At 32.3% G+C, this 25,592-nt stretch carries 23 protein-coding genes and 1 tRNA gene; 13 read left to right on the forward strand and 11 right to left on the reverse strand.

Going from position 1 to position 25,592, the window contains the following annotated elements; translation table 11 throughout:
* Positions 1 to 4: 4 nt before the first annotated feature.
* Entirely contained in the window at positions 5 to 490 is a 486-nt protein-coding gene (locus tag F555_RS0106185; RefSeq protein ID WP_018154357.1) for a multiprotein bridging factor aMBF1, read from the reverse strand.
* Positions 491 to 699: 209 nt separating this feature from the next.
* Between F555_RS0106185 and F555_RS0106190 the strand changes: the two genes are divergently transcribed.
* Together F555_RS0106190 and F555_RS0106195 are read left to right on the forward strand one after the other, a co-directional pair.
* The gene (locus F555_RS0106190) at positions 700 to 1,932 is read left to right on the forward strand and encodes a proteasome-activating nucleotidase (protein WP_018154358.1); all 1,233 of its coding nucleotides are present in this window, start codon (positions 700 to 702) and stop codon (positions 1,930 to 1,932) included.
* A gap of 94 nt (positions 1,933 to 2,026) precedes the next feature.
* The gene (locus F555_RS0106195) at positions 2,027 to 3,217 is read left to right on the forward strand and encodes an NAD(P)-binding protein (protein ID WP_018154359.1); all 1,191 of its coding nucleotides are present in this window, start codon (positions 2,027 to 2,029) and stop codon (positions 3,215 to 3,217) included.
* On the opposite strand, the gene F555_RS0106200 is transcribed toward F555_RS0106195, so the two are convergent.
* A complete protein-coding gene (locus tag F555_RS0106200; protein WP_018154360.1) occupies positions 3,214 to 3,966 on the reverse strand; it encodes an ATP-binding protein in 753 nt (250 codons plus the stop codon). The genes F555_RS0106195 and F555_RS0106200 overlap by 4 nt on opposite strands.
* 150 nt (positions 3,967 to 4,116) lie before the next feature.
* Here F555_RS0106200 and F555_RS0106205 point away from each other — a divergent pair, with 150 nt between their 5' ends.
* A complete protein-coding gene (locus F555_RS0106205) occupies positions 4,117 to 7,233 on the forward strand; it encodes a hypothetical protein (RefSeq protein WP_018154361.1) in 3,117 nt (1,038 codons plus the stop codon).
* A 19-nt stretch (positions 7,234 to 7,252) separates the two neighbouring features.
* Here the strand turns inward: F555_RS0106205 and pdxT are convergent, their stop codons facing one another.
* Complete coding sequence (gene pdxT, locus F555_RS0106210) at positions 7,253 to 7,819, reverse strand: pyridoxal 5'-phosphate synthase glutaminase subunit PdxT (protein ID WP_018154362.1); 567 nt, start codon at positions 7,817 to 7,819, stop codon at positions 7,253 to 7,255.
* 125 nt (positions 7,820 to 7,944) lie between these two features.
* Positions 7,945 to 8,029, reverse strand: a tRNA-Leu gene (locus F555_RS0106215).
* 380 nt (positions 8,030 to 8,409) lie between these two features.
* On the opposite strand from F555_RS0106215, the gene F555_RS0106220 reads away from it, so the two are divergent.
* Together F555_RS0106220 and F555_RS0106225 are read left to right on the forward strand one after the other, a co-directional pair.
* Positions 8,410 to 9,327, forward strand: a complete 918-nt coding sequence (locus F555_RS0106220) for a potassium channel family protein (RefSeq protein ID WP_018154363.1) — start codon at positions 8,410 to 8,412, stop codon at positions 9,325 to 9,327.
* 93 nt (positions 9,328 to 9,420) lie between these two features.
* Positions 9,421 to 9,807 carry a hypothetical protein gene (locus F555_RS0106225; protein ID WP_018154364.1) on the forward strand — a complete coding sequence of 129 codons (387 nt, stop codon included), beginning with the start codon at positions 9,421 to 9,423 and terminating at the stop codon, positions 9,805 to 9,807.
* A 102-nt stretch (positions 9,808 to 9,909) separates the two neighbouring features.
* On the opposite strand, the gene dph2 is transcribed toward F555_RS0106225, so the two are convergent.
* The gene (gene dph2, locus F555_RS0106230; RefSeq protein ID WP_018154365.1) at positions 9,910 to 10,848 is read right to left on the reverse strand and encodes a diphthamide biosynthesis enzyme Dph2; all 939 of its coding nucleotides are present in this window, start codon (positions 10,846 to 10,848) and stop codon (positions 9,910 to 9,912) included.
* Between the two features lie 345 nt (positions 10,849 to 11,193).
* Between dph2 and thiC the strand changes: the two genes are divergently transcribed.
* Positions 11,194 to 12,474: a phosphomethylpyrimidine synthase gene (gene thiC / locus F555_RS0106235; protein ID WP_018154366.1), complete on the forward strand. Its 1,281-nt coding sequence runs from the start codon at positions 11,194 to 11,196 to the stop codon at positions 12,472 to 12,474.
* A gap of 5 nt (positions 12,475 to 12,479) precedes the next feature.
* Here the strand turns inward: thiC and F555_RS0106240 are convergent, their stop codons facing one another.
* Entirely contained in the window at positions 12,480 to 13,115 is a 636-nt protein-coding gene (locus F555_RS0106240) for an L-threonylcarbamoyladenylate synthase (protein ID WP_018154367.1), read from the reverse strand.
* A gap of 38 nt (positions 13,116 to 13,153) precedes the next feature.
* Entirely contained in the window at positions 13,154 to 13,915 is a 762-nt protein-coding gene (locus F555_RS0106245; protein WP_018154368.1) for an MTAP family purine nucleoside phosphorylase, read from the reverse strand.
* Between the two features lie 477 nt (positions 13,916 to 14,392).
* On the opposite strand from F555_RS0106245, the gene ribK reads away from it, so the two are divergent.
* The 6 genes from ribK to F555_RS0106275 all read left to right on the forward strand — a co-directional run bounded on the left by ribK (position 14,393) and on the right by F555_RS0106275 (position 20,374).
* Positions 14,393 to 14,779, forward strand: a complete 387-nt coding sequence (gene ribK, locus F555_RS0106250) for a CTP-dependent riboflavin kinase (protein WP_018154369.1) — start codon at positions 14,393 to 14,395, stop codon at positions 14,777 to 14,779.
* 36 nt (positions 14,780 to 14,815) lie between these two features.
* Positions 14,816 to 15,502: a 3,4-dihydroxy-2-butanone-4-phosphate synthase gene (ribB, locus tag F555_RS0106255; protein WP_018154370.1), complete on the forward strand. Its 687-nt coding sequence runs from the start codon at positions 14,816 to 14,818 to the stop codon at positions 15,500 to 15,502.
* Between the two features lie 38 nt (positions 15,503 to 15,540).
* Positions 15,541 to 16,011 (forward strand): riboflavin synthase, encoded by a 471-nt coding sequence (ribC, locus tag F555_RS0106260; protein WP_018154371.1) that lies wholly within the window; start codon positions 15,541 to 15,543, stop codon positions 16,009 to 16,011.
* A 114-nt stretch (positions 16,012 to 16,125) separates the two neighbouring features.
* Positions 16,126 to 16,482: a hypothetical protein gene (locus F555_RS0106265; RefSeq protein WP_018154372.1), complete on the forward strand. Its 357-nt coding sequence runs from the start codon at positions 16,126 to 16,128 to the stop codon at positions 16,480 to 16,482.
* A gap of 173 nt (positions 16,483 to 16,655) precedes the next feature.
* On the forward strand, positions 16,656 to 18,851 hold the full coding sequence (locus F555_RS09095; RefSeq protein ID WP_018154373.1) for a CDC48 family AAA ATPase: 2,196 nt from the start codon (positions 16,656 to 16,658) through the stop codon (positions 18,849 to 18,851).
* A 143-nt stretch (positions 18,852 to 18,994) separates the two neighbouring features.
* On the forward strand, positions 18,995 to 20,374 hold the full coding sequence (locus tag F555_RS0106275; protein WP_026182990.1) for an HD domain-containing protein: 1,380 nt from the start codon (positions 18,995 to 18,997) through the stop codon (positions 20,372 to 20,374).
* Here the strand turns inward: F555_RS0106275 and cfbE are convergent.
* The 4 genes from cfbE to F555_RS0106295 all read right to left on the reverse strand — a co-directional run bounded on the left by cfbE (position 20,371) and on the right by F555_RS0106295 (position 24,849).
* Positions 20,371 to 21,621 carry a coenzyme F430 synthase gene (cfbE, locus tag F555_RS0106280; RefSeq protein ID WP_018154375.1) on the reverse strand — a complete coding sequence of 417 codons (1,251 nt, stop codon included), beginning with the start codon at positions 21,619 to 21,621 and terminating at the stop codon, positions 20,371 to 20,373. The two genes, F555_RS0106275 and cfbE, sit on opposite strands and share 4 nt — an antisense overlap.
* A gap of 334 nt (positions 21,622 to 21,955) precedes the next feature.
* Positions 21,956 to 22,690, reverse strand: coding sequence for an ABC transporter permease (locus F555_RS0106285; protein WP_018154376.1), 735 nt, complete (start codon positions 22,688 to 22,690; stop codon positions 21,956 to 21,958).
* 78 nt (positions 22,691 to 22,768) lie between these two features.
* Positions 22,769 to 23,632: a coenzyme gamma-F420-2:alpha-L-glutamate ligase gene (cofF, locus tag F555_RS0106290; RefSeq protein WP_018154377.1), complete on the reverse strand. Its 864-nt coding sequence runs from the start codon at positions 23,630 to 23,632 to the stop codon at positions 22,769 to 22,771.
* A gap of 89 nt (positions 23,633 to 23,721) precedes the next feature.
* Positions 23,722 to 24,849 (reverse strand): site-2 protease family protein, encoded by a 1,128-nt coding sequence (locus tag F555_RS0106295; protein WP_018154378.1) that lies wholly within the window; start codon positions 24,847 to 24,849, stop codon positions 23,722 to 23,724.
* 253 nt (positions 24,850 to 25,102) lie between these two features.
* On the opposite strand from F555_RS0106295, the gene cfbA reads away from it, so the two are divergent.
* The gene (cfbA, locus tag F555_RS0106300) at positions 25,103 to 25,588 is read left to right on the forward strand and encodes a sirohydrochlorin nickelochelatase (protein WP_083876335.1); all 486 of its coding nucleotides are present in this window, start codon (positions 25,103 to 25,105) and stop codon (positions 25,586 to 25,588) included.
* Positions 25,589 to 25,592 lie beyond the last annotated feature (4 nt).

Below are 25,592 nucleotides of genomic sequence, written 5' to 3' on the forward strand. Positions count from 1 at the left end.
AAAATTATTTTCTTTTCTTTACCTTTACAAAATCCCCTAAAGTAAATTCCTGTTCTGAAGAGCCTGCACTATATTCCTGCTCACCTTCTTCGTAGAGGTTGATGTTTAACTCTTTTTCAAGACGTTTTACATATTTTTCTTCTGGTTCAAGTTCATTTCTCTCAATTTTATGGAGTGTAGATTCTTTAATGCCTATTTTTCTAGCTAAATCTTCCAATTTCATTCCTTTTTTCTCTCTAGCTTCCTTTATAATAGTGCCGTAATCTTCAACAATGATTTTCAAATTATCGAATATATCTCTTGTAGGCCTTCTTCTTACGGTCTTTTTATTATTTTGGGGCATTTTAGTTCCTACAGCCCTAGGTTTTCTCGAGTAACTTTTTGGAGCAATTCCAAATTTCGCACATTCTTCGCAAACCTGCATTTCTGCTCCTTCAATTCTTACGTGTAATAAGTTTTTAACTTCCTTTCCACAGAGCTCACATAACATAAATCCACCTATTACCATTAGATTATAAAAATATTATATTAAAACATATATTTATTGAAACTTTAATTACTACACTTACTTAATAATATCTATTAAATTAGTATTTGTAATAACCTAATTAAATATATATAATTAGAGATATATTATGTACTTTATATATTATAATTAATTATCATCATCCTATCGTACCTATTATGGAGGTATTATTTATGAACTACCCTGACGAATACGACGATGTAAATGAGAAAAAGGAAATGGACTTAAATGAATTAGAGAATTTTAAAGAAAAAACCTACATAGCTGAATTGGAGAGTAAATTACTTAGGTTAGAGCTTGAAAATAAGGACTTAAGCAGAGAAAATACACAGTTGAAAAAAGAAAACGAAATACTGAAACGAGAGCTCGATAAATTAAGAATTCCACCATTAATACTTGGAACAGTTATCGATAAAATAAGCGACAGAAAGGTCGTTGTAAAAAGTTCAACAGGACCTAATTTCTTAGTTAACGTATCACAGTTTGTAAACCCTGATGATATAGTTCCGGGAACAAGGATCTGTTTAAATCAGCAGACTTTAGCGGTAGTTGATGTGTTACCTAAAGAAAAAGATTACAGAGCTCTGGCCATGGAAGTTGATGAGAAGCCAGACGTAACATTTGAAGATATTGGGGGCTTAAAAGAACAAATCCAGGAAGTTAAGGAAGTTGTTGAGTTACCACTGAAAAAACCTGAATTGTTTGAAAAAGTAGGTATTGACCCTCCAAAAGGTATTTTATTATACGGACCTCCAGGAACCGGTAAAACCTTACTTGCAAAGGCTGTAGCACATGAAACCAACGCAGCATTTATAAAGGTTGTAGGTTCAGAGCTCGTTAAAAAATTCATTGGTGAAGGTGCCAAATTAGTAAGAGATGTATTTAAATTGGCTAAGGAAAAAGCTCCATGTATCGTATTCATCGATGAAATAGACGCAGTGGCAAGCAAAAGAACAGAGTCATTAACCGGCGGAGATAGAGAAGTACAGAGAACATTAATGCAACTACTTGCTGAAATGGATGGATTCGATGCAAGAGGGGATGTAAAAGTCATTGCAGCAACTAACAGATTGGATATATTGGATCCAGCGATATTAAGGCCTGGAAGATTTGACAGAATCATAGATATTCCTGCACCTGATGAAAAAGGTAGATTAGAAATATTAAAGATACACACTGAAAGGATGAACTTAAAAGATATGGACTTAAGTGATGTCGCCAAATTGACCGAAGGTTGTGTTGGTGCAGACTTAAAGGCAATATGTACAGAAGCCGGTATGTTTGCAATAAGGGAAGAAAGAGACTATGTAACAATGCAGGACTTCGAAAGGGCCATAGAAAAGGTAACTGGTAAAACAGGTAAAATAAACATGACCACTCCACATTTATCTGTAATGTATGGATAAATGCAACATATAAATTTAAATAATCTCTTTTTTAATTCTTTTAATTATATACGTATTATTTTATTATGTTAAATTTACCTAAAAAGGCGATATAATGAAAATCGGAATTGTTGGGGCCGGGTTAGGCGGTTTGTTATCTGGTGCACTGTTATCAAAATATCACGATGTTACCATCTATGAAAAACTACCGTTTCCAGGTGGGAGATTTACAAACATATGTTATAAAGATTATCAGCTTACAACAGGAGCTCTGCACATGATACCCCATGGAAACGATGGCTATTTAGCCCAATTACTTAGAAAAGCCGGCTGCAATGTTAAAATTATTAATTCAAATCCGGATGGAATGTTTAGGGTAAACGGAAGAAATTATTTATTCAACGAGCTCTTTAATACCGTTGGAATGAAGGATAAATTAAAAGGCTTAAAAATGGTGGCTAATTTAAAATTGGGTAGAATTGATAAACAAATGTCCTTCGGGGAGTTTTTAGAGGATATAGATTTAGCCATTAAAGTTGGAAACTCATTTACTGGTTGGGCCCTGAGTTTAAATGCATACGATACTCCAATGGATGAAATTTTAGAAATTGCAAAAAATTACTATAAGTTTGGAGGTCCTGGAATACCAATAGGCGGTTGTAAAGGGGTTATTGACAGTCTTATAGAAGTGATCAATAAAAATGGCGGAAAGATAGTAACAAACTATACCGTTGATAGGATAGAATTGGATGACGATAAAGGATACATAAACTCAGAAAACGAGTTTGACGTTGTAATCAGCAACTTATCTCCAAAACTAACTCAGGAAATTAGCAACATTAATTTTATGAAAAAAGAACCAAAACCGTCAAAAGGTATTAAGGTAAGCATTGGAAGTAAAAAAGGAATTATAGAGCACAATGGAGTTTTATTTACTGTAGATAGTGAACGAGTAAATGGTTTAAACCAGCCTTCAAACGTGGATAGAAGTTTAGCAAAAGAAGGATATCATTTAGTTATGGTACATGCCACCCAGCTAAGAAACAACACTAAAAAAGAAATTGATATTGTGCTGGATGATATTGAGGACCTATTTAATGAAATTGATTATGAAATTTTACATATTCAAAGCTATATGGACAACTGGCCTGTCAATCATGCATCAAATGGAACTGACTTGGACCCTATTGTAAACGATAGATTATATCTAGTTGGTGATGGTGTCAAAGGAAAAGGCGGTATTGAGGTTGAAGGCGTGGCCCTAAGCGTTATGAAGGTTATGAACCAATTTAATATTAATATTTAAAATTTCTCTACAATTTTCATAACTTTTTTGAATACTTCATTGTCGTCAGGCAGTTCAAATAATGGCTTTCCTACTAGATCATACTTTGATATTTCTTCGTTGTATGGTAGCTTTCCAACCAAATTGAGTCCCAACACTGTGGCGTTTTCTTCAACTATATTTTCATTTTCTTCATTAACCTTGTTTGCAACCACGTATATGTCTTTAAATTTTATGTCGAGTTCATCTGCAAGTTTTTTTATCCTCTTTGCAGTTCCCAGTCCTCTTTTAGACGCATCAGTGACCACTACCATTTTATCTACATTTTGAGTGGTTCTTCTACTGAGATGTTCCAATCCAGCCTCAGTATCTATAACCACATACTCGTAAGATTTTGCAAGACTATCAATTATCTGCCTTAACCAGTTATTTACACTACAGTAACAACCACTTCCCTCTGGTCTTCCCATAACCAATAAATCATAGTTTTCTGTTTCAACTATTATTTCATAGACTTTTCCTAGTAAATAATCTTGTTTTGAAATTCCAGGGGATAATTTATCCTCTTCCACAAGTTTTTTTAGCTCTTCTCTTATATCTCCTATTGTCTTTTCGACTTCAACACCTAATGTTTCAGGAAGATTTGAGTCAGGATCTGCATCAATAACCAATATACTATTTGTCTTTTTCGATAATGCCTTTATTAGCAGGGTTGAGAACATCGTTTTTCCAGTTCCGCCTTTTCCACTTATAGCTATGATCTTGGTCAAATTACCACCCACTAAAAATAATATCACATACATTTATAAAGAGATATGTATTTTAATGATAACAACAATGTTAGTAGCATACTGTATATTGATGTATAGGTTGGAACAGTCTCATAATTATTTGATATCATAGCTTTAATAGGGAGTATTATGTATAAAAACATGTCTGAAGATGAGTTAATTGAACTTTTTAGGAGATATTTGGTATCTGAAAACTGGAAACATAGAGCAGAAGCTGCAAAAATGATAAGTTATATCAAAAACGGACAAAAAATCCACGAAATAAGTGATGATATCCTAAAGTTATCTGAAGATAACAACTTAGCAGTTAAATTGAATTTACTAACTTCATTAAAAACTATTATTACAAAATATCTTGTGGTAACAATAGATCTACTGATCTTAATTTATTTAGAGTGCCATTCAACCAATAGATCAATATCAGAATTTGCAAAGCGTATAATTGACTCATTAAATCCTGAAATAATAAACAGATGTGTAATAGATCTTACAAACAAACTATATTCAAGAGATCCCTTTGAGAGAGCTCATGGACTTATAGGATTGGCTTCCATCTCATTATTTACCCCAGATTATTTAAAAAATTCGCTACCTGAAATAGTAATGATCTCCATGAAGGATGAGTATGAACTTTTAGAACTAATTGCCATTGAGATACTTGAAGAATTTAAAAATATAAATGCACAAGTATTAAGAAAATTGTACTTTTTAGTAAAAAGGCCTAGTGAAAGCAATATATCCGATATATTTAATACCAAAAATGCCGAGGAAATGTCTAAATCCGTAGTATTCCTGTACTTTAAAAAATCCATTAAAAAAGAAGAGATAATAGAACTTATAAAGAACATAGATCATGGGGATAAATTAATTAAAGTCATGTCCATACTAACCATTGGAAGGCACTGTGACATACTTAAGGAGATATACAGTGAAAGTCCCGAAATAGTTATAGAACTTATGGACAAGGTTATTAAAAATCTCGAAAGTGATGGTTGGTCATTAAGAGCTGCGTCAATATTCTTGTTCAAAAACTTTATTCTTGAGTTGGGACCATTAATACATATAGACCGTAAGTATGTTAAAAAGTTATTTGACTCAATTACAAAAAACCTTAATGACAACTACATTGCAAGAGCTTACGCCCTCAAGGTATTGTATAATATCTACATTTCAAATCAAGAATTCAAAAACGAAGTAAAAAATATTGTCAATAGAATAGACTTGGCAAAAATAATAAGGGAACATCATCTATGTTACTACAAAGGAATGCCCCTAATACTTGAACTGAAGAGATATGAATGCCTATCTCCAGTACATCATCCCTACTTAAGAAAAAATGTCATGGAGTACTTTCAGAATCTAGATATCTTTGAACACTCCAAGATTCTAAGAGCTGCAAACGCCCTTATAATGAGTAACGATTGGTTGAATAGATATAAAGGGGCAAAAGAGTTAGGAAACTCGTTATATTCGCTCCCTTCATACATAAAATCCAACTATGAATTAATAAAAAAATTAATTAAAGATAGTGTATATTTGGTAAGAAACGTCGGGGTTTGGATCTTAAGAATAATAGTTCACAGAGGATACAAACCCCCCAAAAACATTATTATAAATACAGCGCACTATTGTGACGACTGGTACTGGGAAATTAGACTTGAATACGGTTTATTATACTATGATTTACTTAAAAAATATCCTGAAATCTTAGAAGATAAGGAAATAAGGGAAAAATTATTATCCGTCATAGCTACTAAATATTTAACCGATAGAAAAAGCACCATAAGAAAAATTTGTAAAGAATTATTGGAGTATTTCCCAGAATCAAAGGATTTGCAGAGTTATTTCGATGAAGGCATTTTTGAAAGATTTGAGATTCTTGAAAATGCCATAAAAAATCCAATACTAAGAAAGGCAGCTTTTATAAGGTTAAAAAAACTACTGAGAAAAGCAATTAATAAGAACGATACAGAAAAGATAGAGAATATTTTAAACTTCTTAGAACGAAACATGTATTTGGAGGATGTGCCATATTTAAAATCGTTCTATATTCTTGAAGAATTAATAATATTGAAAGAAAAAAATAATGAATTGGCTAAAAAACTAGTTCAAAGTATCAAAGAGAAATATCCAAAATTGCCAAAAGTAAAAGAAAAAGTACTAAAAATAGCATTAAACGAACTTATTGTTGTAATGAGAATATATGGACTTAGGGAATTATTAAGCCATATAAAAGAAGGATTTATAGTAAGTGATGAAATAATCGATATTGTAAAAGAATTAGCAATATATACCACAGTTAATCAGAGAATATTAGATTTATCCTTAAAAATATTGGAAAAAGTAGATGATATTGAAAGCAGAGCCATTTTAAAAGAGAAAAAAGAGTTAGAAGAATATCTGAAAAATAGATCATCAGACATAAAAGAAACGGACGATATAAACGATCCCGATTGGAAAAACGTGTACTACTCCATTACTTACTTATCATCAAAAGATCTTTTAGACTTTAATATCAATCCTGAAACCCGAGCAACTGATTTGGCAAAATTTCTTGAATCTAAACAGCATATTATACTAAACATAGTTATGATGGACATAATAATCGACAAAATAAATCATGAGGATAAGCATATTCTAAAAATAATAGATGAAAAACGAAGGTTTGTATTCAACACACTTCTTAAATTGATATTATTCAATGAATACCACCTCATGTCAACTAAAGCCTTGAAATTATTGATGACGATCATGATAAAAAGAGAACATTGGCTCATTAAATCAATTATTGATGGCCCAGATGATATAGATTATTTACCGTTAATTAAGAAGTTATTTGACTATGGAAATATATACATACAAATGGAAACACTTGATGCATTACAATATCTTTTAAAAAATAGAGAATATAAAATGGATCTAGACCTTGCAGAAAAAATTTTAGGATTGATAAAAAAAGATGAAAGATGGATCATCCTTAGGAAAGTTATGGGATTACTTTACGAGTGTTCACATACATGTTCTGTGGAAGTTATTAATAAAGTGGCTGAAGGTATAATAACATATTTAAAAAATAGTACTTTAGACGATGACTCAAAACTATATCTAATAAGATACTTTAAAAAAGATGACATTATTCAAAAGGTAGATAAAATTATATTGGAAGAGCTCGTAGAACTTAAAAACCATGAAAATCCATATATAAAATATGAGATTAACAACATGCTGCAAAAAATAAAAGAATAAATTATAATACAGATATATATTATTTTTTTACTATCTCTTCTAAAAAATACTTATATACTTTATATCCATCTTCTGAAAGTTCAGGGTGGAAAGCTATTGCCATATATTTACCTTCTTTAACACCCACTATATTTTCATCATCTTTTGCTATAATTTTAACATCATCACTTAATATTTCATCTACAAGAGGAGCTCTTATAAATACTGCATGGACCTTTTCCCCACAATCATTTAACTCAATTTCTTTTTCAAAACTTTCCCTTTGGCTTCCATATGCGTTCCTTTTTATAGTGATATTCATCAATTTTAACAAAGGCTGTTCCCTACCTGTTCCTTTTGAAAGTAAAACCATTCCTGCACAAGTTCCAAGTATTGGAATGTTTGAATTTCTTAGAGCTCCGATAAATCCATACTTCTCCATTAGTTTTCCCATGGTGGTACTCTCTCCACCAGGTATTACGAGGGCATCTATATCCTTCAAATCCTCAACAGTTCTAACTCTTTTAGGAATACAGTCTATTTTTTTTATAGCATCTTCGTGTTCCTCAATATCTCCTTGAATACCCAAAACTCCAATTATCTTCATAATTTCACCAATATATAAAATAATTATGATCCATATTAATATTATATTTATAATATTATTACTTATGATTATGTAATATTAACCATATATCTAAATCTATAAATATATTTTCCCAAAATAAAAAGTGCAGGGGAAGGGATTTGAACCCTCGAACCCCTATGGGACCGGATCTTAAGTCCGGCGCCTTTGACCAGGCTTGGCGACCCCTGCTCAGGTGCTTGCATCTATAAGTATTCAAAACTAATATATAAACTTTTCGGTTGAAAAAGATTATCAAATAAATATATGGTGAATATTACCAAATGTAGATCATACAATTGGCTTCATTACTAACCAATTGCTTTATAAGTAATAAACATTTTTTTACTTTCACCTCCAATAAAATCTATAAAGTTGGTTTCTAGGTAAAACCCATCTCAGATTACCCCATATCTCAAAAAACTATATACTGGCAACGAATAATATTGTTATTTAACAATATTCAAAACCTACGTTTAAATTATGAATCATACGAAATAATTTGTAAAAAAATATCCATAGTTATTGAACATAGGGATATACTGATCAAATATATAATACTACGTGGAAATATGAAAAACAATTTTTTAATAATATTGGGGATATTTGCAGTTCTAACTTTAACTTATTCAATTGCTTTTTCGATAGCAGAACATGTCAGTTTTTTAGATAGCTTGTATTGGACCATAATAACTATGACTACTATAGGTTATGGAGACATTACTCCAAAAACCACATATGGTAGGTTCTTAGCAATGGCAATAGCCTTAACAGGAATAGGGGTGTATTCAACTTTGGCAAGTTTGATGATAAATCACATCTTTGATATGAATATAGCAAAGTTTCAGGGGATACTATCTATGAAAAAGAAAGACCATATTGTTATAATAGGTTGGAATGAAGCAAGCAAGGAGTGTTTAGCTGAATTAAGGGCCAATAATATAAAAGACGATGTAGTTATAGTTTCAGAATCTCCTATTTACAACCACGACTATGTTGTTGGTGAATTAGACGACAAAGAGATTCTAAAAAAGGCAGGCATTGATAAGGCCAAGTATGTAATAATTTCTACAAATGATGATTCTAAGAGTATTTTAATTACTTTAGTTACGAGACAGTTAAATCCAAAAGCTACAATAATAGTAAAATGCATAAAGGATGATAATTTTGATCTGTTAAGACATTCTGGAGCTGATTTTGTTATTTTATCTGAAGGATTTGCCGGTAGGTTGTTGGCAAGCTCCATATTTGAGAGCTCAGTAGTTATGTTTTTTGAAGATACTAGTACATGCAAATATGGTAGTGACATTTTTGAAATTAAGTGGGAAAATGAAGATATGAAGTTTATTGATCTCTTTGTAAAACTAAAAAATGAGAAAAATTTAACCATTATTGGAATTTTAAGGGACGGGAAACTAACCACTAATCCGGACAGTAATTTTGTAGTAAAAAAAGGAGATGTGTTAGTAGTTATTGGTGTTCAAAAATAAATAATTATTGAGGGTATAATACCTAAAAAATTAAATAAAACGTTATAGATAAGATATATTTAGATAATTTGATATAAACTGTTAGGTGATATTTTGGCAACTACCGGATGGATTATTCTTGGAGGGGTGTTTTTAGCAGGTTTAATTTTAGGTTATATATTATTTGGAAGAAAAAAAGAAGTTGTTTATGTTAATCAAGGTGTGGCTCACCCTGTGGCAGGCCACAGATCTGTTGCAAGTCGTGGGACTGTTTATACAAATCATACCGGGGGGAGAGCATCTGGTTCAGGAGGAAGTGGATCTAATTTGTTAGGTACTGCTGCAGCGGTTACTGCTGGAGTTGCTGCAGGTAGCTTAATAGCTGATGCTGTTGAAGATATGGTTGATGGAGACATGCTTGAAAATGCTGGTGAAGTAATTGAAGATGTCACTGATTTTGTAGATGATGCTGTAGACAGTGTTGATGACATTTTTGAATAAAAATCAGCTATTTATATCCTTATTTTTATTTAATTTAATTTTTCAATAGAATTTCCATATAATATATTTTCTTTTTAACACCCTCTGTAAAGCTGAAGTTTATTAAAAATCCCATTCAAGAATTTCATCGAACACATAGTCAAAATCTTTATTGATAAACATTTCGAGCTCTTTTGGAGTTATCAATGGTTTATCGTAAAGAGAATAATCATCCATAACTATTCTTGGACAGGCACATACCACATAGGCATCCACTTTGTATATTAGATACTGGGGAGATATGTTGTTCAGAACAATAGGAATATAATTTATATCATTTTCCCTTAGGAGCTCTACAACCTTTTCAAATATCCTTATTCTACATTGACCTTTTTTAGTGGAGAGTATAACTCCAACTTTTTTTGGAGGATCGATTAAAAGTTTTGAAACTTTCCCAATTCTTTTTTTAATAAGTTTTTTTATCTCTTCGTCTGTTATTTGGGAAACCGCCCCAGTTAATGGATTGTATATTTTAACAGACTTTTTAAGTTTGTATGCTATCATCAGAGGATGAAACCTTCCAGTACCTACAAATAAGACATTATCCACATTTGCATTTTCAATATTTGCCCTACATCCTAAAATAACGACCGGATTAAACTTCTCCAAGGCTTTCTTAAATTGAATTGTAGTTGCCACAATAACTTCTCCATCCATGTCCTTTAATATTTCTTCAACATTTTTTACAATGTTTTCATCCTCTTTACTATAGTAAGCATGGACAAAAACCGTTGGAATCGATGGATTAACATATGGTAGAGGTTCATGCCCATAGTGAACAACCAAATCAGCTCCCAACATTTTTATCTCTTCATCGCATAAATCACATGCCCCAAAGCATGTTTCTCCCCATATGACAAGTTCTGCAGATACCTGCTTCTTTATTTTTTCGATTTCTTGTTCTACGGCTCTTTTTAAGCCTTCTGGTGCTTGAAATAAAACCAATCTCGCATTTCTGTTTTTTATCTCATCTATAACTCTTTCAGTTTCTAAATCCCACATATTACCACGTTACAATTATCTATTTAAATAACCATAATTATAGTGTTTTCACAAAACAACTAATTAACATCTATAACTTTAAATTATGGATATTCAGTTTTTTACATATTTAACTACGGATAAGTGTATCTTATTATGAAAACACTATATATACAAACATGCAAATAAAATATGTTGATTAATTGTTAAATATTAAAAATACATTAAAAATCTAAAAAGTAAAATATTTTATTAAATTGGCATTTATTTATGTTACATATTGTCAAATGATTATATTTTCTCCGAGCGAGCAGAAGGGATTGAAAATATTTTCAGTTTTCGAGATATTAATTTGGATGTGATATTATGACTCAAATGAGTGATGCTAAAAACGGAATAGTTACAAGAGAGATGGAATTTGTAGCAAACGAAGAAAGAATGGACATAGAAAAACTAAAAAAACTAATAGCTAAAGGTCATGTTGTTATTCCAAAAAACGTAAACAGAAACACAAAACCTGTTGGAATTGGTGATGGTTTAAGAACAAAGGTTAACGTAAACATAGGAACATCCCCAGATTATGTTGATATAGATATGGAACTTAAAAAAGTAGAAATTGCTGAAAAATATGGTGCAGATGCCATAATGGATTTGAGTACTGGAGGAGACTTAATAGAAATAAGAAAAAAAATTATGAAAAACACAAATCTGCCAATAGGTACTGTTCCAATATATGAAGTTGGAGTTGAAATGGGAAAGAAAGGTGGCAAAGTAGTAGATATGGATGAAGACCTAATATTCAAAGTTATTGAAAGGCAGGCGAAAGAAGGAGTAGACTTCATGACCCTTCACTGCGGAATTACAAAACAAAGCGTTGAGTCACTAACTAAAGACAAAAGAATAATGGGAGTAGTAAGTAGGGGAGGGGCATTCTTAACTGCCTACATACTTCACAATCAAAAGGAAAACCCGCTCTATGAAAACTTTGACTACCTCCTTGAAATACTGTATGAACACGATGTTACATTGAGTTTAGGGGATGGAATGAGACCAGGTTGTTTACCCGACAACACAGATAGGCCACAAATTCATGAGCTTATAGTATTAGGTGAATTGGTAGATAGATGTAGGGAAGCTGGAGTTCAGGTAATGGTCGAAGGTCCAGGACACGTCCCATTAAACAACATAGAGGCAAACATGAAAATACAAAAGACACTTTGTAAAAATGCACCATTCTATGTTTTAGGTCCAATTGTATCAGATTTAGCTCCAGGATACGACCATATAACATCTGCAATTGGTGGGGCAATTGCTGCATACAGTGGAGCCAACTTCCTATGTTATGTTACCCCGTCAGAACACGTTAGAATAATGAAAGAAGAAGATGTTAAAGAAGGTCTTGTTGCATCAAAAATAGCTGCACAAGCTGCAGATGTTGCTAGAGGAAACTCATTAGCGTGGGAAAAAGAAGTAGAAATGGCATATGCCAGAAAAAACCATGACTGGGAAAAACAGTTTGAATTAGCCATTGATAAAGAAAAACCTAAAAAAATGAGAGAAGAAATCCCTTCATCAGATGAAAAAGCATGTAGTATTTGCGGAAAGTACTGTGCTTTACTTATGGTAGAAGAGCTCGGAAAGAGATAAAATTATTATTTTTCTACTTCTTTTAATATATCATTAAATGGAATTGCACCTTCTCTTATTAGTTCTAATTTTCCATCCTTTCCTATTTTTACAATGGTAGATTGTTTTTTGTACTTACAGGATCCAGTATCGATGATTAAATCTACTTTTTCCATTAACTCTTTGCTAATACCATCCACAGATGTTGGAGCTCCTTCCCCACTTAAATTTGCACTTGTCGAAGTTAATGGAACTACTGCGAGCTCCCTTACAACTGCATTATCAGGAATTCTTATTCCAATGTAATCTTTAGCCACCACATCAGGTATGCCATTTACACCATTTTTCTTTTTTAAAATCAAAGTAATTGGACCAGGTAAAAACTTATCAATGATTTTTTGGGCTTTTTTATCTACATAGACATATTTTTCAATATCGCTTTTATCCTTAAGACTTACAGAAATTGGTTTATTTGTGTCTCTCTTTTTTATATCGTATATCTTCATTACAGCTTTTGAATCCAGTGCATTCGCACATAAACCATAGAGGGTATCGGTTCCACAGATTACAACTTTTCCATCCAATATCATTTTTTGAGCTTTTTTAATTTCTTCGATATGTTCTTCGAGCTCATTTTCGATTATCCTAATTGTTTTAGCCATAATCTCACAATTTTGTTTTCATACAATTCAACGAATTATTAAATCACTGCACACTTAAGGGCATCCTTACACGCGCAGGTTCTTTCCCCAAAATCATAATTCACAAATTCTTCAACAACCTTCAAAATCTTTTCTTCCATTTCCTTTATAGTTTCAAAAACTTCATCTACAGTTAATTTATTAGGCGATATTCCGGTACAGTGGTTTGAAATATTACATACTGAGGCATAACACATTTCAAGTTCTCTCGCCAGAACTACTTCAGGATATCCCGTCATTCCAACAATATGTCCCCAATTTCCATAAATTTCTATCTCTTTTTTTGTCTCGAATCTTGGCCCTTCGGTACAAACATAAACTCCTTCATGATACTCATATTTCCTGCGTTCAAATATATCCTTTAAAACTTTTGTTAATTCAGGGCAGTAGGGCTCTGAAACATCGATATGCACAACCTTCCCATCATCACCATCGTAAAATGTACACTCTCTCATCTTTGTAAACTCTAAAAAATCGTTAGGAATAAAAAAAGTTCCGGGTTTTATTTCTTTTCTTAATGAACCTACTGAATTTATAGCTAAGATTCTATCAACACCCAACTTTTTCAAGGTATAGATGTTTGCCCTATAGTTTATTTTATGGGGCGGGGTGTTATGCTTTAATCCATGCCTAAACAGTAAAACAACATCGTTATCTTTATCTATTAAAACCTTTGATTTTCCGTATTTAGTATGCACTATTTTCTCTTCCCCTTTTTTTAGGATAGAAGATACACCGGTTCCTCCAATAATCCCTATCAATCATATCACCCAATTTTAGGTAGTATTGTTAATATATAGTCGTTCTGCGATATGTTTCATAACCCATTTCTTCAAATGAATTTAAGGTATGATAACAAACATCTAATTTAAATTTGAGTTATGTTAAATGAAATCTAATTGCAGAATGACTATAGTTGTTCTGCAATATATTTTCCACTCACACTTCATGAACTACATTGAATAAAAATCTAAGTTTGGGAGCTCCGAAGTGACACTCAATTTCCAATAACATTACAATATGTGCTTAAACATATGAACCATATATTGGTATCGGTAAAACTATATATAGTGGTGTGCAATTTTAAATGAACTATTAATACATTATAAATTAAATAACTTCAGTAAATAAGCTTAATTTAATTTAACAAGGTATATTCATGTTTAAATAAATTATCTGCATTCATTAGATGTAAGTAATGCACACCACTATAAATCTTCATAGTATATGGTGGTATATTGAAATTTTTAGGTAGATTAGTTCCAGGAAGAGGTGAAGGCAGTTACTATATGAGTCTGCCCCCGTATAAACAAAAATTTAAAGAAATTTTAGGTTTTGAGCCTTATGAAGGAACATTAAATATTAAATTAAATGAAACTATAAATTTAGACAAGTTAAATCCTTTGGAAGTTGGCGATTTTTACTACAACAACAAAAAATTTTATGGCCTTAAAGTAATACCAGTAACTATAATTAATAAAGAAGGTCATACTATAGATGGGGCCATAGTGGCACCTAAAAAAACTTGCCATTCATCAAACATACTTGAAATTATAGCCCCTATTAAATTAAGGAAATTCTTGTCTTTAAGCAATGGCGATATTGTTAAAATTGTAACAAAATAATAAATTCTTTATTAAAGTAGATAATGAGGGAAATAAATGAACAATGTTGAGAAAGCAATGGAAGCTCTTAGAAACGGAAAAATGGTATTAATATTCGATGACGACGACAGGGAAGGGGAAACCGATATGGTTGTAGCTTCACAACATATAACCCCATCACATATAAGGACTATGAGAAAAGATGGCGGCGGTTTAATATGTACTGCAATCCATCCAAAATTCTGTGAGGAAATTGGAATTCCATTTATGGTGGATGTTTTAGATGTTGCTTCTCAAAAATTCCCGGTACTAAAAGAATTATACCCTAATGACATTCCTTACGACGAAAAATCATCATTCTCAATAACGATCAACCATAGAAAAACATTCACTGGAATTACCGACAACGACAGAGCTCTGACAATTAAGAAATTTACAGAAATGTGTGAAGAAGGAAGGTATAATGATTTTGGTAATGAATTTAGAAGTCCTGGACATGTTGTACTCTTAAGAGCTGCTGAAGGTCTTGTAAATAGGAGAAAAGGCCACACCGAAATGACGGTTGCTCTTGCAGAGATGGCAGGATTGGTTCCAATCACCACAATCTGTGAGATGATGGGCGATGATGGAAATGCAATGAATAAAAATGAAACCAAAAAGTATGCTGAAAAACATAATCTAATACACTTAAATGGTGAAGAGTTAATTAACTATTATTTGGAAAAGCATTTGAAAGAGGAATAATTTAAAAAATAAATCCAAGCTTATGCCATGGTGAAATTATGACTGTAAAAGTCGGTATAGCAGATACCACATTTGCAAGGGTGGATATGGGATCTGCAGCAATTAAAAAGTTAAATGAAATGACTTCAAAAATAAAGATAATAAGATACACAGTTCCTGGAATGAAGGATCTACCTGTTGCATGTAAAAAGTTAATCGAAGAACATGGCTGTGAAATAACCATGGCCCTAGGGATGCCTGGAGGAAAGGAAAAGGATAAAGTTTGTGCCCATGAAGCGTCCCAAGGATTGATGATGGCTCAATTGATGACAAATAAACACATAATAGAAGTCTTTGTTCATGAAGATGAAGCCAAGGATGAAAAAGAGCTCGAATGGCTTGCAAAAAGAAGGGCAGAAGAACATGCTGAAAATGTTTATTATATGTTATTTAAACCCGAGTATCTTCAAAAAAATGCAGGTAAAGGATTAAGACAAGGATTTGAAGATGCTGGACCAGCAAGGTTGTAAGTTTTTTATTCTTAATTTTATTTTTTATGTTCATAGCCCATCCAGTTAATTTATTTAGTAATTTTTAAATATCCTGTTTTACAAAATATATTATATAAAGGGGAGGGCCGAAGTATGGAGAATTGGAGATTAAACTACAATACAAAATGTTATAACTGTGGGGTAATTGCAGATCAAATAATCGAAATATATTCAAACCAAGCTTTTGTAAAGTGTTCAAATTGTGAGGCCACTAGATACTATATTATAAAAAAAGCAGATATTGAAGATAGTGACATAATTGAAACCGAAAAAAAGAAAAAAAGAAGATATGACAACTGGATTTTAGAAAAAAAGGTTGAATGTTATAACTGTAATGCTCTTGAATTACAGGACATTTTAATAACCGAATCTGGACTTTATGTAAGATGTAGAAACTGCGGTTTTACAAGATACTACCGTTATCATATGATGGATATTCCAAAGAAATAAGGGTGAAATAATATCACTACTAATTAATATGGTTGTGTATAAATATGCACAAAACCAAAAACTTTATATAGAACTTCTAAGGCATAATAATGTTATATTATAATGTATTGGAATATTATTATAATATAATAATCAAATTCATAATTATTCATAATCAATTGGGGTGAAATACTATGACTGAATTAATAGTTGCTGAAGCATATCAAGGGGATGTAGGTAAAGGAATTGTGAGAATCGACCCACTAACAATGGAAAAAATGGGTCTAAAGGCTGGAGATGTCGTTGAGATTGAAGGTAGGGATAAAACCTACGCTACAGTATGGAGAGGATACTTGGAAGACCAAGGGAAAGGAATTATCAGAATGGATGGTATCCTAAGGCAAAACGCAAAATCAGGTATTGGAGACAAAGTTAAAGTTAGTAAAGTAGACGTGAAAGAAGCTAAAAAAATAGTACTAGCACCTATGCAGGCAGTAAGATTCAGTGGAGGATTTGAAGAATACGTAAGGAGTAGATTAGTTGGGCAAGTTGTTAGTAAGGGATCAAGAGTTGTTATAGGCGTTCTTGGAACTGCATTCCCATTCATTGTAGTGGGAACTACACCACAAGGTCCTGTCAAAATATCAGACTATACAACCATTGAATTAAAAGAAGAACCAGTAACAGAAATAAAAGAAAGTAGAGTTCCAAATGTAACTTATGAAGATATCGGTGGTTTAAAGGAGGAAGTTAAGAAAATTAGGGAAATGGTAGAGCTCCCAATGAGATACCCTGAGTTATTCGACAAGTTGGGTATCGAACCACCAAAAGGTGTTTTACTAGCAGGTCCACCAGGAACTGGTAAAACATTACTTGCAAAGGCTGTTGCAAACGAAGCTGGAGCAAACTACTACACAATAAACGGTCCTGAAATAATGAGTAAATACGTCGGTGAAACTGAAGAAAACCTAAGAAAGATATTCGAAGAAGCTGAAGAAAATGCACCTTCAGTAATATTCATCGATGAAATTGACGCAATTGCTCCTAAGAGAGATGAAGCCAGTGGAGAAGTAGAAAGAAGAATGGTAGCTCAGCTACTAACTTTAATGGACGGTATCGAAAGTAGAGGGCAAGTTGTTGTCTTGGCTGCCACAAACAGACCTGATTCAATAGATCCTGCATTGAGAAGACCGGGAAGATTTGACAGAGAAATAGTAATTGGAGTTCCAGATAGAAGCGGTAGAAAAGAAATACTGCAGATACACACAAGAAACATGCCTCTTGCAGATGATGTCGACTTAGAATATCTTGCAGATGTTACACATGGATTCGTTGGTGCAGATTTAGCAGTACTATGTAAAGAAGCTGCAATGAAAACCTTAAGAAGATTATTGCCCGACATAGACCTTGAAAAAGAAGAAATTCCAAAAGAAATATTGGACAAAATAGAAGTTACAATGAGTGACTTTAAAGAGGCATTGAAGGAAGTTGAACCATCTGCACTAAGAGAAGTACTCGTAGAAGTGCCAAATGTAAAATGGGATGATATCGGTGGATTAGAAGACGTAAAGCAAGAATTAAAAGAAGCTGTAGAATGGCCTTTAAAACATAAGGAAGTATTTGACAGACTTGGAATAAGACCTCCTAAAGGTGTTCTCCTATTCGGTCCACCAGGAACTGGTAAAACATTACTTGCAAAGGCTGTTGCAAATGAATGTGATGCAAATTTCATAAGCGTTAAAGGACCTGAAATATTCAGTAAGTGGGTTGGAGAAAGTGAAAAAGCCATAAGGGAGACATTTAGAAAAGCTAGACAGGCTGCTCCAACTGTAATATTCTTCGATGAAATAGATAGTATAGCTCCAAAAAGAGGTATGGATTTCGGAAGTAGTGGAGTAACAGAAAAAGTTGTAAACCAGCTCTTAACTGAACTGGATGGTTTAGAGGAACCAAAAGATGTTATGGTGATTGCTGCCACAAACAGACCTGATATACTAGACCCTGCACTCTTAAGACCTGGAAGATTGGATAGAATAGTTCTAGTTCCAGTTCCTGACAAAGATGCAAGGTTAGATATATTCAAGGTACACACCAAGAACATGCCTCTTGCAGATGATGTCGATTTAAACAAACTTGTTGAAATGACTGAAAACTACACTGGAGCAGATATCGAGGCAATTTGTAGAGAAGCTGCCATGATCGCACTTAGGGAAAACATTAATGTAGAAAAAGTTGATATGAGACACTTTGAAGAAGCTATTAAAAGAATATCTCCATCTGTAAGGGAAAAAGACATGGAAGTATATAGAGAGTTGGCCAAAGAATACGGAAGAAATGCATCTGTAAAACCATCTATAACGAAAGAAGAAACTCCAGAAATATACAGATAAGATAAATAAACATATTTCTTATCCTATTTTTTCTATCTCAATTAATTTCATTTATTATTAAATAAAATTAAAATTAAAAATACCCACATCTTTTTTTATATCATATAAAAGATTTATATATTGTTTAAAATATATTTTATAACATGATTAAGACGAAAATAATACGGGACCCCATACATAAGGACATTTTCATACATGGTGATGAAATTAACATAATGGACAGTATAGAGGTCCAAAGATTGAGAAATATAAAACAGACTGGACTTACATGTCTTGTTTACCCTAGTGCAAACCATACAAGATTTGAACACTCCCTTGGAACAATGTATATTGCCGGAGAAATATCAGAAAATTTAGAAAATGTAGATACTAACTTAACCAGAATTGCAGGACTCTTACATGACATAGGTCATCCACCATTTTCACACACATTAGAAATCTCAGGATACAGCCACGAATATTTTACCCGTAAAAAGATAAAAAAAATGGAATTTGAAAACTATAGTCCAAAAGAAATTTTGGAAGTACTATCTCCCAAAGGTTTTGAAGGAATACTACTAAGTGGGGATGTTGATGCAGATAGAATGGATTATTTAGTTAGGGATAGCTATCATACCGGGGTGGCATACGGTTCATTTGACCTTGCAAGATTGATGAGATGTATCACAGTATTCGAAGACGTTGGTCCAAAATTGGGAGTAATAGAAAAAGGAATGACTGCAGTAGAATCGCTATTAATTGCAAGATATCAAATGTATCCTACGGTTTATATGCATCCTGCATCAAGAATTGCCGAAACTATGTTAAAAAATGCAGTAATTACTGCCATTGATGAAAACCTATTTAGCCTGAAAGATCTTTCTATAATGGATGATATTGATCTAATCAGTAAATTGAGGAGCTCCGAAGATAGCGAGGGGCATAATCTAATCAAGATGTTGGATAGAAGGGACTTATTTAAAAACATTGTGACCTATAGATATGGTGAATTAACTCCCGAGGAAAGATGGGCACTCATAAACCTAACTGAAGAGAATATAAAAGAATTTGAATATGAACTATCTGAGAAATTTGAAACTAAGATATTTTTGGATATTCCAGGATATCCTAAAATGGATGAAAATAGAATTACGGTAATAATGAACGGTAAAAAGTACAGATTGGACGAAATATCCCCGCTTGCAAAGAGTTTAAAATCTGCATATATTAAATCATGGGACGTTAGGATTTACGCAGCTCCTAAAAAAGCTAAAGAATTGGCTGGAGAATTGGACAATAAAAAAGAATCCATCTTGGAGTTTGTAAAAGAAAAACCAATAGATAGTGTTCTTTTAAATGTATTGAAAGAATACGACGTAATTAAAGGCAGGGGTAACCTTATTACAATCGCCAAAGATAACGGCATCACTGAATCAGAACTATTCTCTGAACTACAGAAGTTGGTATTTTGTGGGTTAGTAAATGAAAAAGTCGTAAAAGTTAGGGGGACTTTTAGATACGATTATAGTGTAGCTGTTAATTAGATTATCGAAGTTCTGTATATTATAAGGACGTTGTCGCCCAATTCAAGATTGAATATATCGTCCACATTGGATAGAACCTTAGAGTTTTCTAAAAAGGTTGGTTTAACATAATCTTTTAACCTCTTACCAACATCTCCAGCAAATAAGAATCTAATGTTTTTATTTTTATTTTTCCATTTTTTTATGACATTTGATAGCCTTTCAATATTTATCTCTTCGCAGGTACATCCAAAATCTCCACCAACAACAATGTAGCCACTATTAAAAGATCCTATGAAATCGTTTATTGCATAATCTATAGCTTTAAGGTCTAATCCTGGATTTATGTTTTTGATTATATAGTTGCTACCTTTTTTCTCAATATTCATTCTGTTTTTTAAATTAAATCTTTTTATTCTTTCCAATATGGTTTCATAATCTAAAAAATTCTTGGATATTTCAATGGCAAACATAGAATCTTCTACAAGGTGTTTACCAAATATATTTTTGTTAAATTGGACTAAAAGATTGTTATATTTGTATTTTAAAGGATATTTAGACAAAATTTCCACATCTTCCGAATTTATCAAATTAATATCATTTAAATCTTTTAAATCTATTGGGATATTAAAATCGTCTATTATGAATTTATTGACGTATTTCTTATCCGCATTTTTTAGAAAATCCATCTTTACCAGTGCGTTTCTTCTACCCCCTGCTATAGGGTAGTTTTCGGCTATATTCGTTATTGCACCGTATCCACAGGAAGTCAATCCAAGAGAAACTTCAAAAATAAAGTAATCAATATTGTCTATGTTATTTTCATTTTCCTCAAGAATATTCAATAGTATAACAGGAGTTATTGAACCTTTGTTGCTGTTATGTAAGAATACATTATAATCATCCTTTAAAATAAAATTTATCATTTCTGTTGTAGTGGTTTTACCTTTAACTCCGGTAACTTCAATAAATTTTTTATGGATTTTTCCGTATTTTTCTTTTATTATCTCTGAAACTGCATCATGGAACGGGACGAAGGGAAAATCTATTGGACAATGTATTGGTGCAATAATTTTATCGTAATTTTCGAATACGGGTTTTTCTTTTGATTTAATTAAATTTATTTTTTTAACAACATCTAAATAACCTTTTAAAACATCCTTCTCTAGTTTTCCATATATGTCCCAAACATCTACATCATAACCTAAATTTAGGAGCTCCTTTGCCAAATCCAGTGCACCATGATTCACATCTATAACTAAAATCATCTTATCACTAATTTTTTTAAAAATATTATTAAATATGAACTTATTAATAAATATTATTTTTTAGTTTTGAATAACATTTAAATGAAATTCGAAAATTCGAATTATTATTTATTTACGGTTTATAGATAAAACACTTGGCTATTAAATAGCATCCCATCCAACCTTTAAAAAATGTTGGATCCAAAGTTAACGATAATCTTTACATCATCACACGTCGGTCGCGGTAATAAACTCAGAAGGAAGTTCATCTTATTAGCCTACAGTTTATAGATAAAACACTTGGCTATTAAATAGCATCCCATCCAACCTTTAAAAAATGTTGGATCCAAATTAGCTACAATTTATAGATAAAACTTTTAGATACTAGATAACACGCCATTAGTGAAGATATTATTGCAGAGCTCATAACCATCCACATTATGGTAATTTGAATTTTTGAAGCATATAATGGATCTATCCCACTCAAAAGCATACCTACCATTGCACCTGGAATAAATATAACTCCAACGGCTTTTGCTGTATTTAACTGTGGGGTGAGGGCCGACCTTATTGCTTTTTTTATAAACGGTTGTACTGCCTGTTTTTCCGTAGCACCCAGCGCCAAATATCCCCATAAAACATCCTTATTTGATTTTAAATCATTCAACAACCTATCCAAACTTAAAGAAATTACATTTGTTGAATTTCCCACTACCATGCCCATTAATGGTATAATATACCTGGGCTCAAGTGCTATGGTTTTTGAGAATAACAGAATAACTAGGGATATTGTAGCTGTTGTTAGTATTGATAAGAATGAACTAATAATTATTTCACGATTTAATTTATCCATATTTAAATTTCTTTTAACAATAAATGAAGCAACTACAATCATTGCAAGGACCATGGCCATAGCATAAATCATACCCAAACTAAAAATAAGGTTGATGACATACCCTAGAATTATAAGCTGGACTAATGCCAATATCTCAGCTATTAAAACTTCCTTCCCAAACCCCAGTTCTTCTTTATATATTACAATCAGTGCTAAAATTACGAAAGAAAATGAGAATATAAGAGTTTCCAACACAGTATCATCCTTTTATATCTTAATATACCCCAACTCTAGTTGAATTTAAGTCGCTAAATCATTAATCATTATCAAAAACTATCTCTTTTTATACCTTATAAGGCATTCTGCTATTTTTTTATCTGCATCAATTCCAAGTGTTCTAAATCCTTTTGTTCCCGGTGCAGTGTTGGTTTCTACTATATAATATTCCCCATCTTTTGGCAGTATATCTACCCCCATAATATATCCGTTCATAGATTCCGCACATTTTAAAGCAATTTCTTCAATTTCATCATCTATGTTTAGGTTTTCTATTGTTCCCCCACCATATAAATTTGTTATAAAATTATCACTCACCCTCCTATAACCACCTACAACCTCCCCATCAACAACCAAAATCCTCATATCCTTGTATCGTCCATTTTCTTTATCTCTAAAATCTATATACTCCTGAATAAGTTTTCCTTCCCATATGGCTTTTTTTGTTAGTTTTTTCAAATCATCGTCTGATTTTGCAATATGTACTGAAGTTCCACACTTTGAAAATGAATTCTTCAAAACCACAGGATATTCAATATTATTTTTTTCCATGAATCTTTTGGCATCATAATAATCCCTGATTAATCCAGTTTTTGGAGTTTTTATTTTGTTCTTATCCAGTATTTTAATTGTTTTAAACTTATCGGAAGAGTTGTATATTGTTTTAAGTGGATTTATAAAAAAATGTCCTTCAGCTTCAAGAGCATTTAACACCTGCCATGAAAAAAGTGTGAGCCTATCTAGATAGTCACCAATTCCACATCTTGAGTGGATAAGATCGGTTTTAATGGTGTATTCCCTCTCAACTAATAACTTATCATCTGAAAGTAAGAGTATGTCACACTTTTCCCCCGAGTCTTCTATTGCCCTCTTTAGCGAATAAATTGTAGATCCTCCTTCAGCACATACGATTGTTATCATGATCTCCCTTTAAAATTTTGTCATTATAAATTGTTATATCTTAAATATGTTGATATCTTTAAAAAAAGTTGATAGTAGAATATTCATAATTAAAGGAATGAATAAGCCATAGAAACAAATATAGTCATCCAAACAAGTAAGCTAATGGAATTTAGGTTTTTCTCGTTTATTATATACTCGATATACTTGGAAACTTTTGCCGTTAATTTGCTATTCTTCTTCAAATCCCTTATTAATTCAGGAAGAGCATTCCATACATGGTAACCATCCAAAGGTAATGCAGGCAATAAATTAAAGAAACCTAGTAGCATATTTAACATTGAGGTCCAGAAGAGCGTCTGAAGGACAAACGTAAGACTTTTAGATGGTTCTACAATAATTCCAATTTTACCTTCATTAGACGTAACCAACTCTAGAGTATTAACCTCATCGTTTCTCAAAATACTTATTTTCACTTTTTCATTAGGTTTTATGCCCTTTACAACATCATAGAAATCCTGCAACGAGTTTATTTGTTTTCCATTAATAGAATAAATTACATCCCCTTCAATTAGATTTCCATATGCTGGGGAATCATCTAGAATGGTGGCTATTGTTAAGGGTGTCGAAATCCCATAAAAGTACGGCGTTATTAAAAGTACCATCAAAAATATTATTATATTTGCCATAGGACCAGCTGAGGCTATTGCTCCCCTTGTTTTTTTACTTGCATTTTTAAAGTCGTCGCCTATTTCCACAAAGGCCCCCAATGGGATGCCCAGCAACAATAGAAGTCCTGTGCTTTTTATTTTTTGTTTAAACGAATATGCCACAATACCGTGAGCCAGTTCATGGAACGTTATACCAATTATAAGCGCTATAACCCCGGGAATCCATGGAATCAAACTACCAAAGAGGAAGATAACCGGCTTTGAAGATTCTTTTGGAATATTTCCGTTAAACAAATTTAAGGTAGAATCCATAAACGAATAAAATGTGAATATACTTATAAGAATACATATTGGAATACATGCGATAGCAAGTTTTTGCCATATTGGATATTTTCCTACTTTTTTTATTATTTTCATCCCAACTTGCGTCCTTAAAATTCCAAATATTCCAATATATGTCTGTAAATTTAAATTGACATTTAATTTATCTTTTTTTAAATTAATTAAATACAATATAGTCCATATTACAATAAATAGAAGTAATACGGTCGTTGAAGATACGGCCATGCGTTTCACCTAATATATTAAAGTACATATTGCCAGTACATTACGTAATATTAACTATTTATTTAGTATTGGTTATTTTAAATTAATGTAATAACGTATAGTGCTAATATTTCATCAATAACTATAAATTGGTTTTTATATTAAGTAAAATCCAGGGCTAAAAACTTCGCTGAATAAACATATATAAGATTCCTTCGGAGCTCCGAAGTTTTTAATTTAGAAGTAGCATATAGAAAGCTATATATATTATTGTATGAAAAACCATTGTAAAAATATTACACAACGGAGGCACATTATGGAAGCATTAGTTTTAGTTGGCCATGGTAGTAGGCTACCATACTCAAAAGAGACCGTTTATGCAATTGCAGAAAAAATAAAGGAAAAAGGGACCTATCCAATTGTAGAAGTAGGTATGATGGAGTTTAATGAGCCTACAATACCTCAAGCTGTAAAGAAAGTTATTGAAAAAGGTGCTAAAAAAGTTATTGTTGTTCCTGTTTTCTTAGCCCATGGAAACCATACTAAAAGAGACATTCCAAAAATTTTAGGGGTTTATGATGGAGAAGATGATGATGACCACGACCACCATCATCATGGTCACCATCATCACCACCATGACCATGAAAAACTGGAAGTTCCAGAAGATGTGGAAATAATATACAGGGAGCCCATGGGCGCAGATGATAGAATAGTAGAAGTAGTACTGGACAGAGCTCAGGGAAAAGAGTTAAACTGTTAAAATA

The organism is Methanothermococcus thermolithotrophicus DSM 2095 (assembly GCF_000376965.1).
Taxonomy (GTDB): Archaea; AGJL01; Methanococci; order Methanococcales; family Methanococcaceae; genus Methanothermococcus; species Methanothermococcus thermolithotrophicus.

What these genes read in the sequence shown, in the direction of transcription:
- F555_RS0106240 (WP_018154367.1), bottom strand. Translation starts at nt 13,115, where the DNA reads ATGGCTAAAACAATTAGGATAATCGAAAATGAGCTCGAAGAACATATC.
- F555_RS0106185 (WP_018154357.1), bottom strand. Translation starts at nt 490, where the DNA reads ATGTTATGTGAGCTCTGTGGAAAGGAAGTTAAAAACTTATTACACGTA.
- F555_RS0106190 (WP_018154358.1), top strand. Translation starts at nt 700, where the DNA reads ATGAACTACCCTGACGAATACGACGATGTAAATGAGAAAAAGGAAATG.
- cofF (WP_018154377.1), bottom strand. Translation starts at nt 23,632, where the DNA reads ATGATAACAATCGTATGTGCTGAAGGAGGATCTACAATTTATTCGCTA.
- pdxT (WP_018154362.1), bottom strand. Translation starts at nt 7,819, where the DNA reads ATGAAGATAATTGGAGTTTTGGGTATTCAAGGAGATATTGAGGAACAC.
- ribC (WP_018154371.1), top strand. Translation starts at nt 15,541, where the DNA reads ATGACTGTAAAAGTCGGTATAGCAGATACCACATTTGCAAGGGTGGAT.
- thiC (WP_018154366.1), top strand. Translation starts at nt 11,194, where the DNA reads ATGACTCAAATGAGTGATGCTAAAAACGGAATAGTTACAAGAGAGATG.
- F555_RS0106220 (WP_018154363.1), top strand. Translation starts at nt 8,410, where the DNA reads ATGAAAAACAATTTTTTAATAATATTGGGGATATTTGCAGTTCTAACT.
- F555_RS0106205 (WP_018154361.1), top strand. Translation starts at nt 4,117, where the DNA reads ATGTATAAAAACATGTCTGAAGATGAGTTAATTGAACTTTTTAGGAGA.
- F555_RS0106295 (WP_018154378.1), bottom strand. Translation starts at nt 24,849, where the DNA reads ATGGCCGTATCTTCAACGACCGTATTACTTCTATTTATTGTAATATGG.
- F555_RS0106265 (WP_018154372.1), top strand. Translation starts at nt 16,126, where the DNA reads ATGGAGAATTGGAGATTAAACTACAATACAAAATGTTATAACTGTGGG.
- cfbE (WP_018154375.1), bottom strand. Translation starts at nt 21,621, where the DNA reads ATGATTTTAGTTATAGATGTGAATCATGGTGCACTGGATTTGGCAAAG.
- F555_RS0106195 (WP_018154359.1), top strand. Translation starts at nt 2,027, where the DNA reads ATGAAAATCGGAATTGTTGGGGCCGGGTTAGGCGGTTTGTTATCTGGT.
- ribB (WP_018154370.1), top strand. Translation starts at nt 14,816, where the DNA reads ATGAACAATGTTGAGAAAGCAATGGAAGCTCTTAGAAACGGAAAAATG.
- F555_RS09095 (WP_018154373.1), top strand. Translation starts at nt 16,656, where the DNA reads ATGACTGAATTAATAGTTGCTGAAGCATATCAAGGGGATGTAGGTAAA.
- cfbA (WP_083876335.1), top strand. Translation starts at nt 25,103, where the DNA reads ATGAAAAACCATTGTAAAAATATTACACAACGGAGGCACATTATGGAA.
- F555_RS0106275 (WP_026182990.1), top strand. Translation starts at nt 18,995, where the DNA reads ATGATTAAGACGAAAATAATACGGGACCCCATACATAAGGACATTTTC.
- dph2 (WP_018154365.1), bottom strand. Translation starts at nt 10,848, where the DNA reads ATGTGGGATTTAGAAACTGAAAGAGTTATAGATGAGATAAAAAACAGA.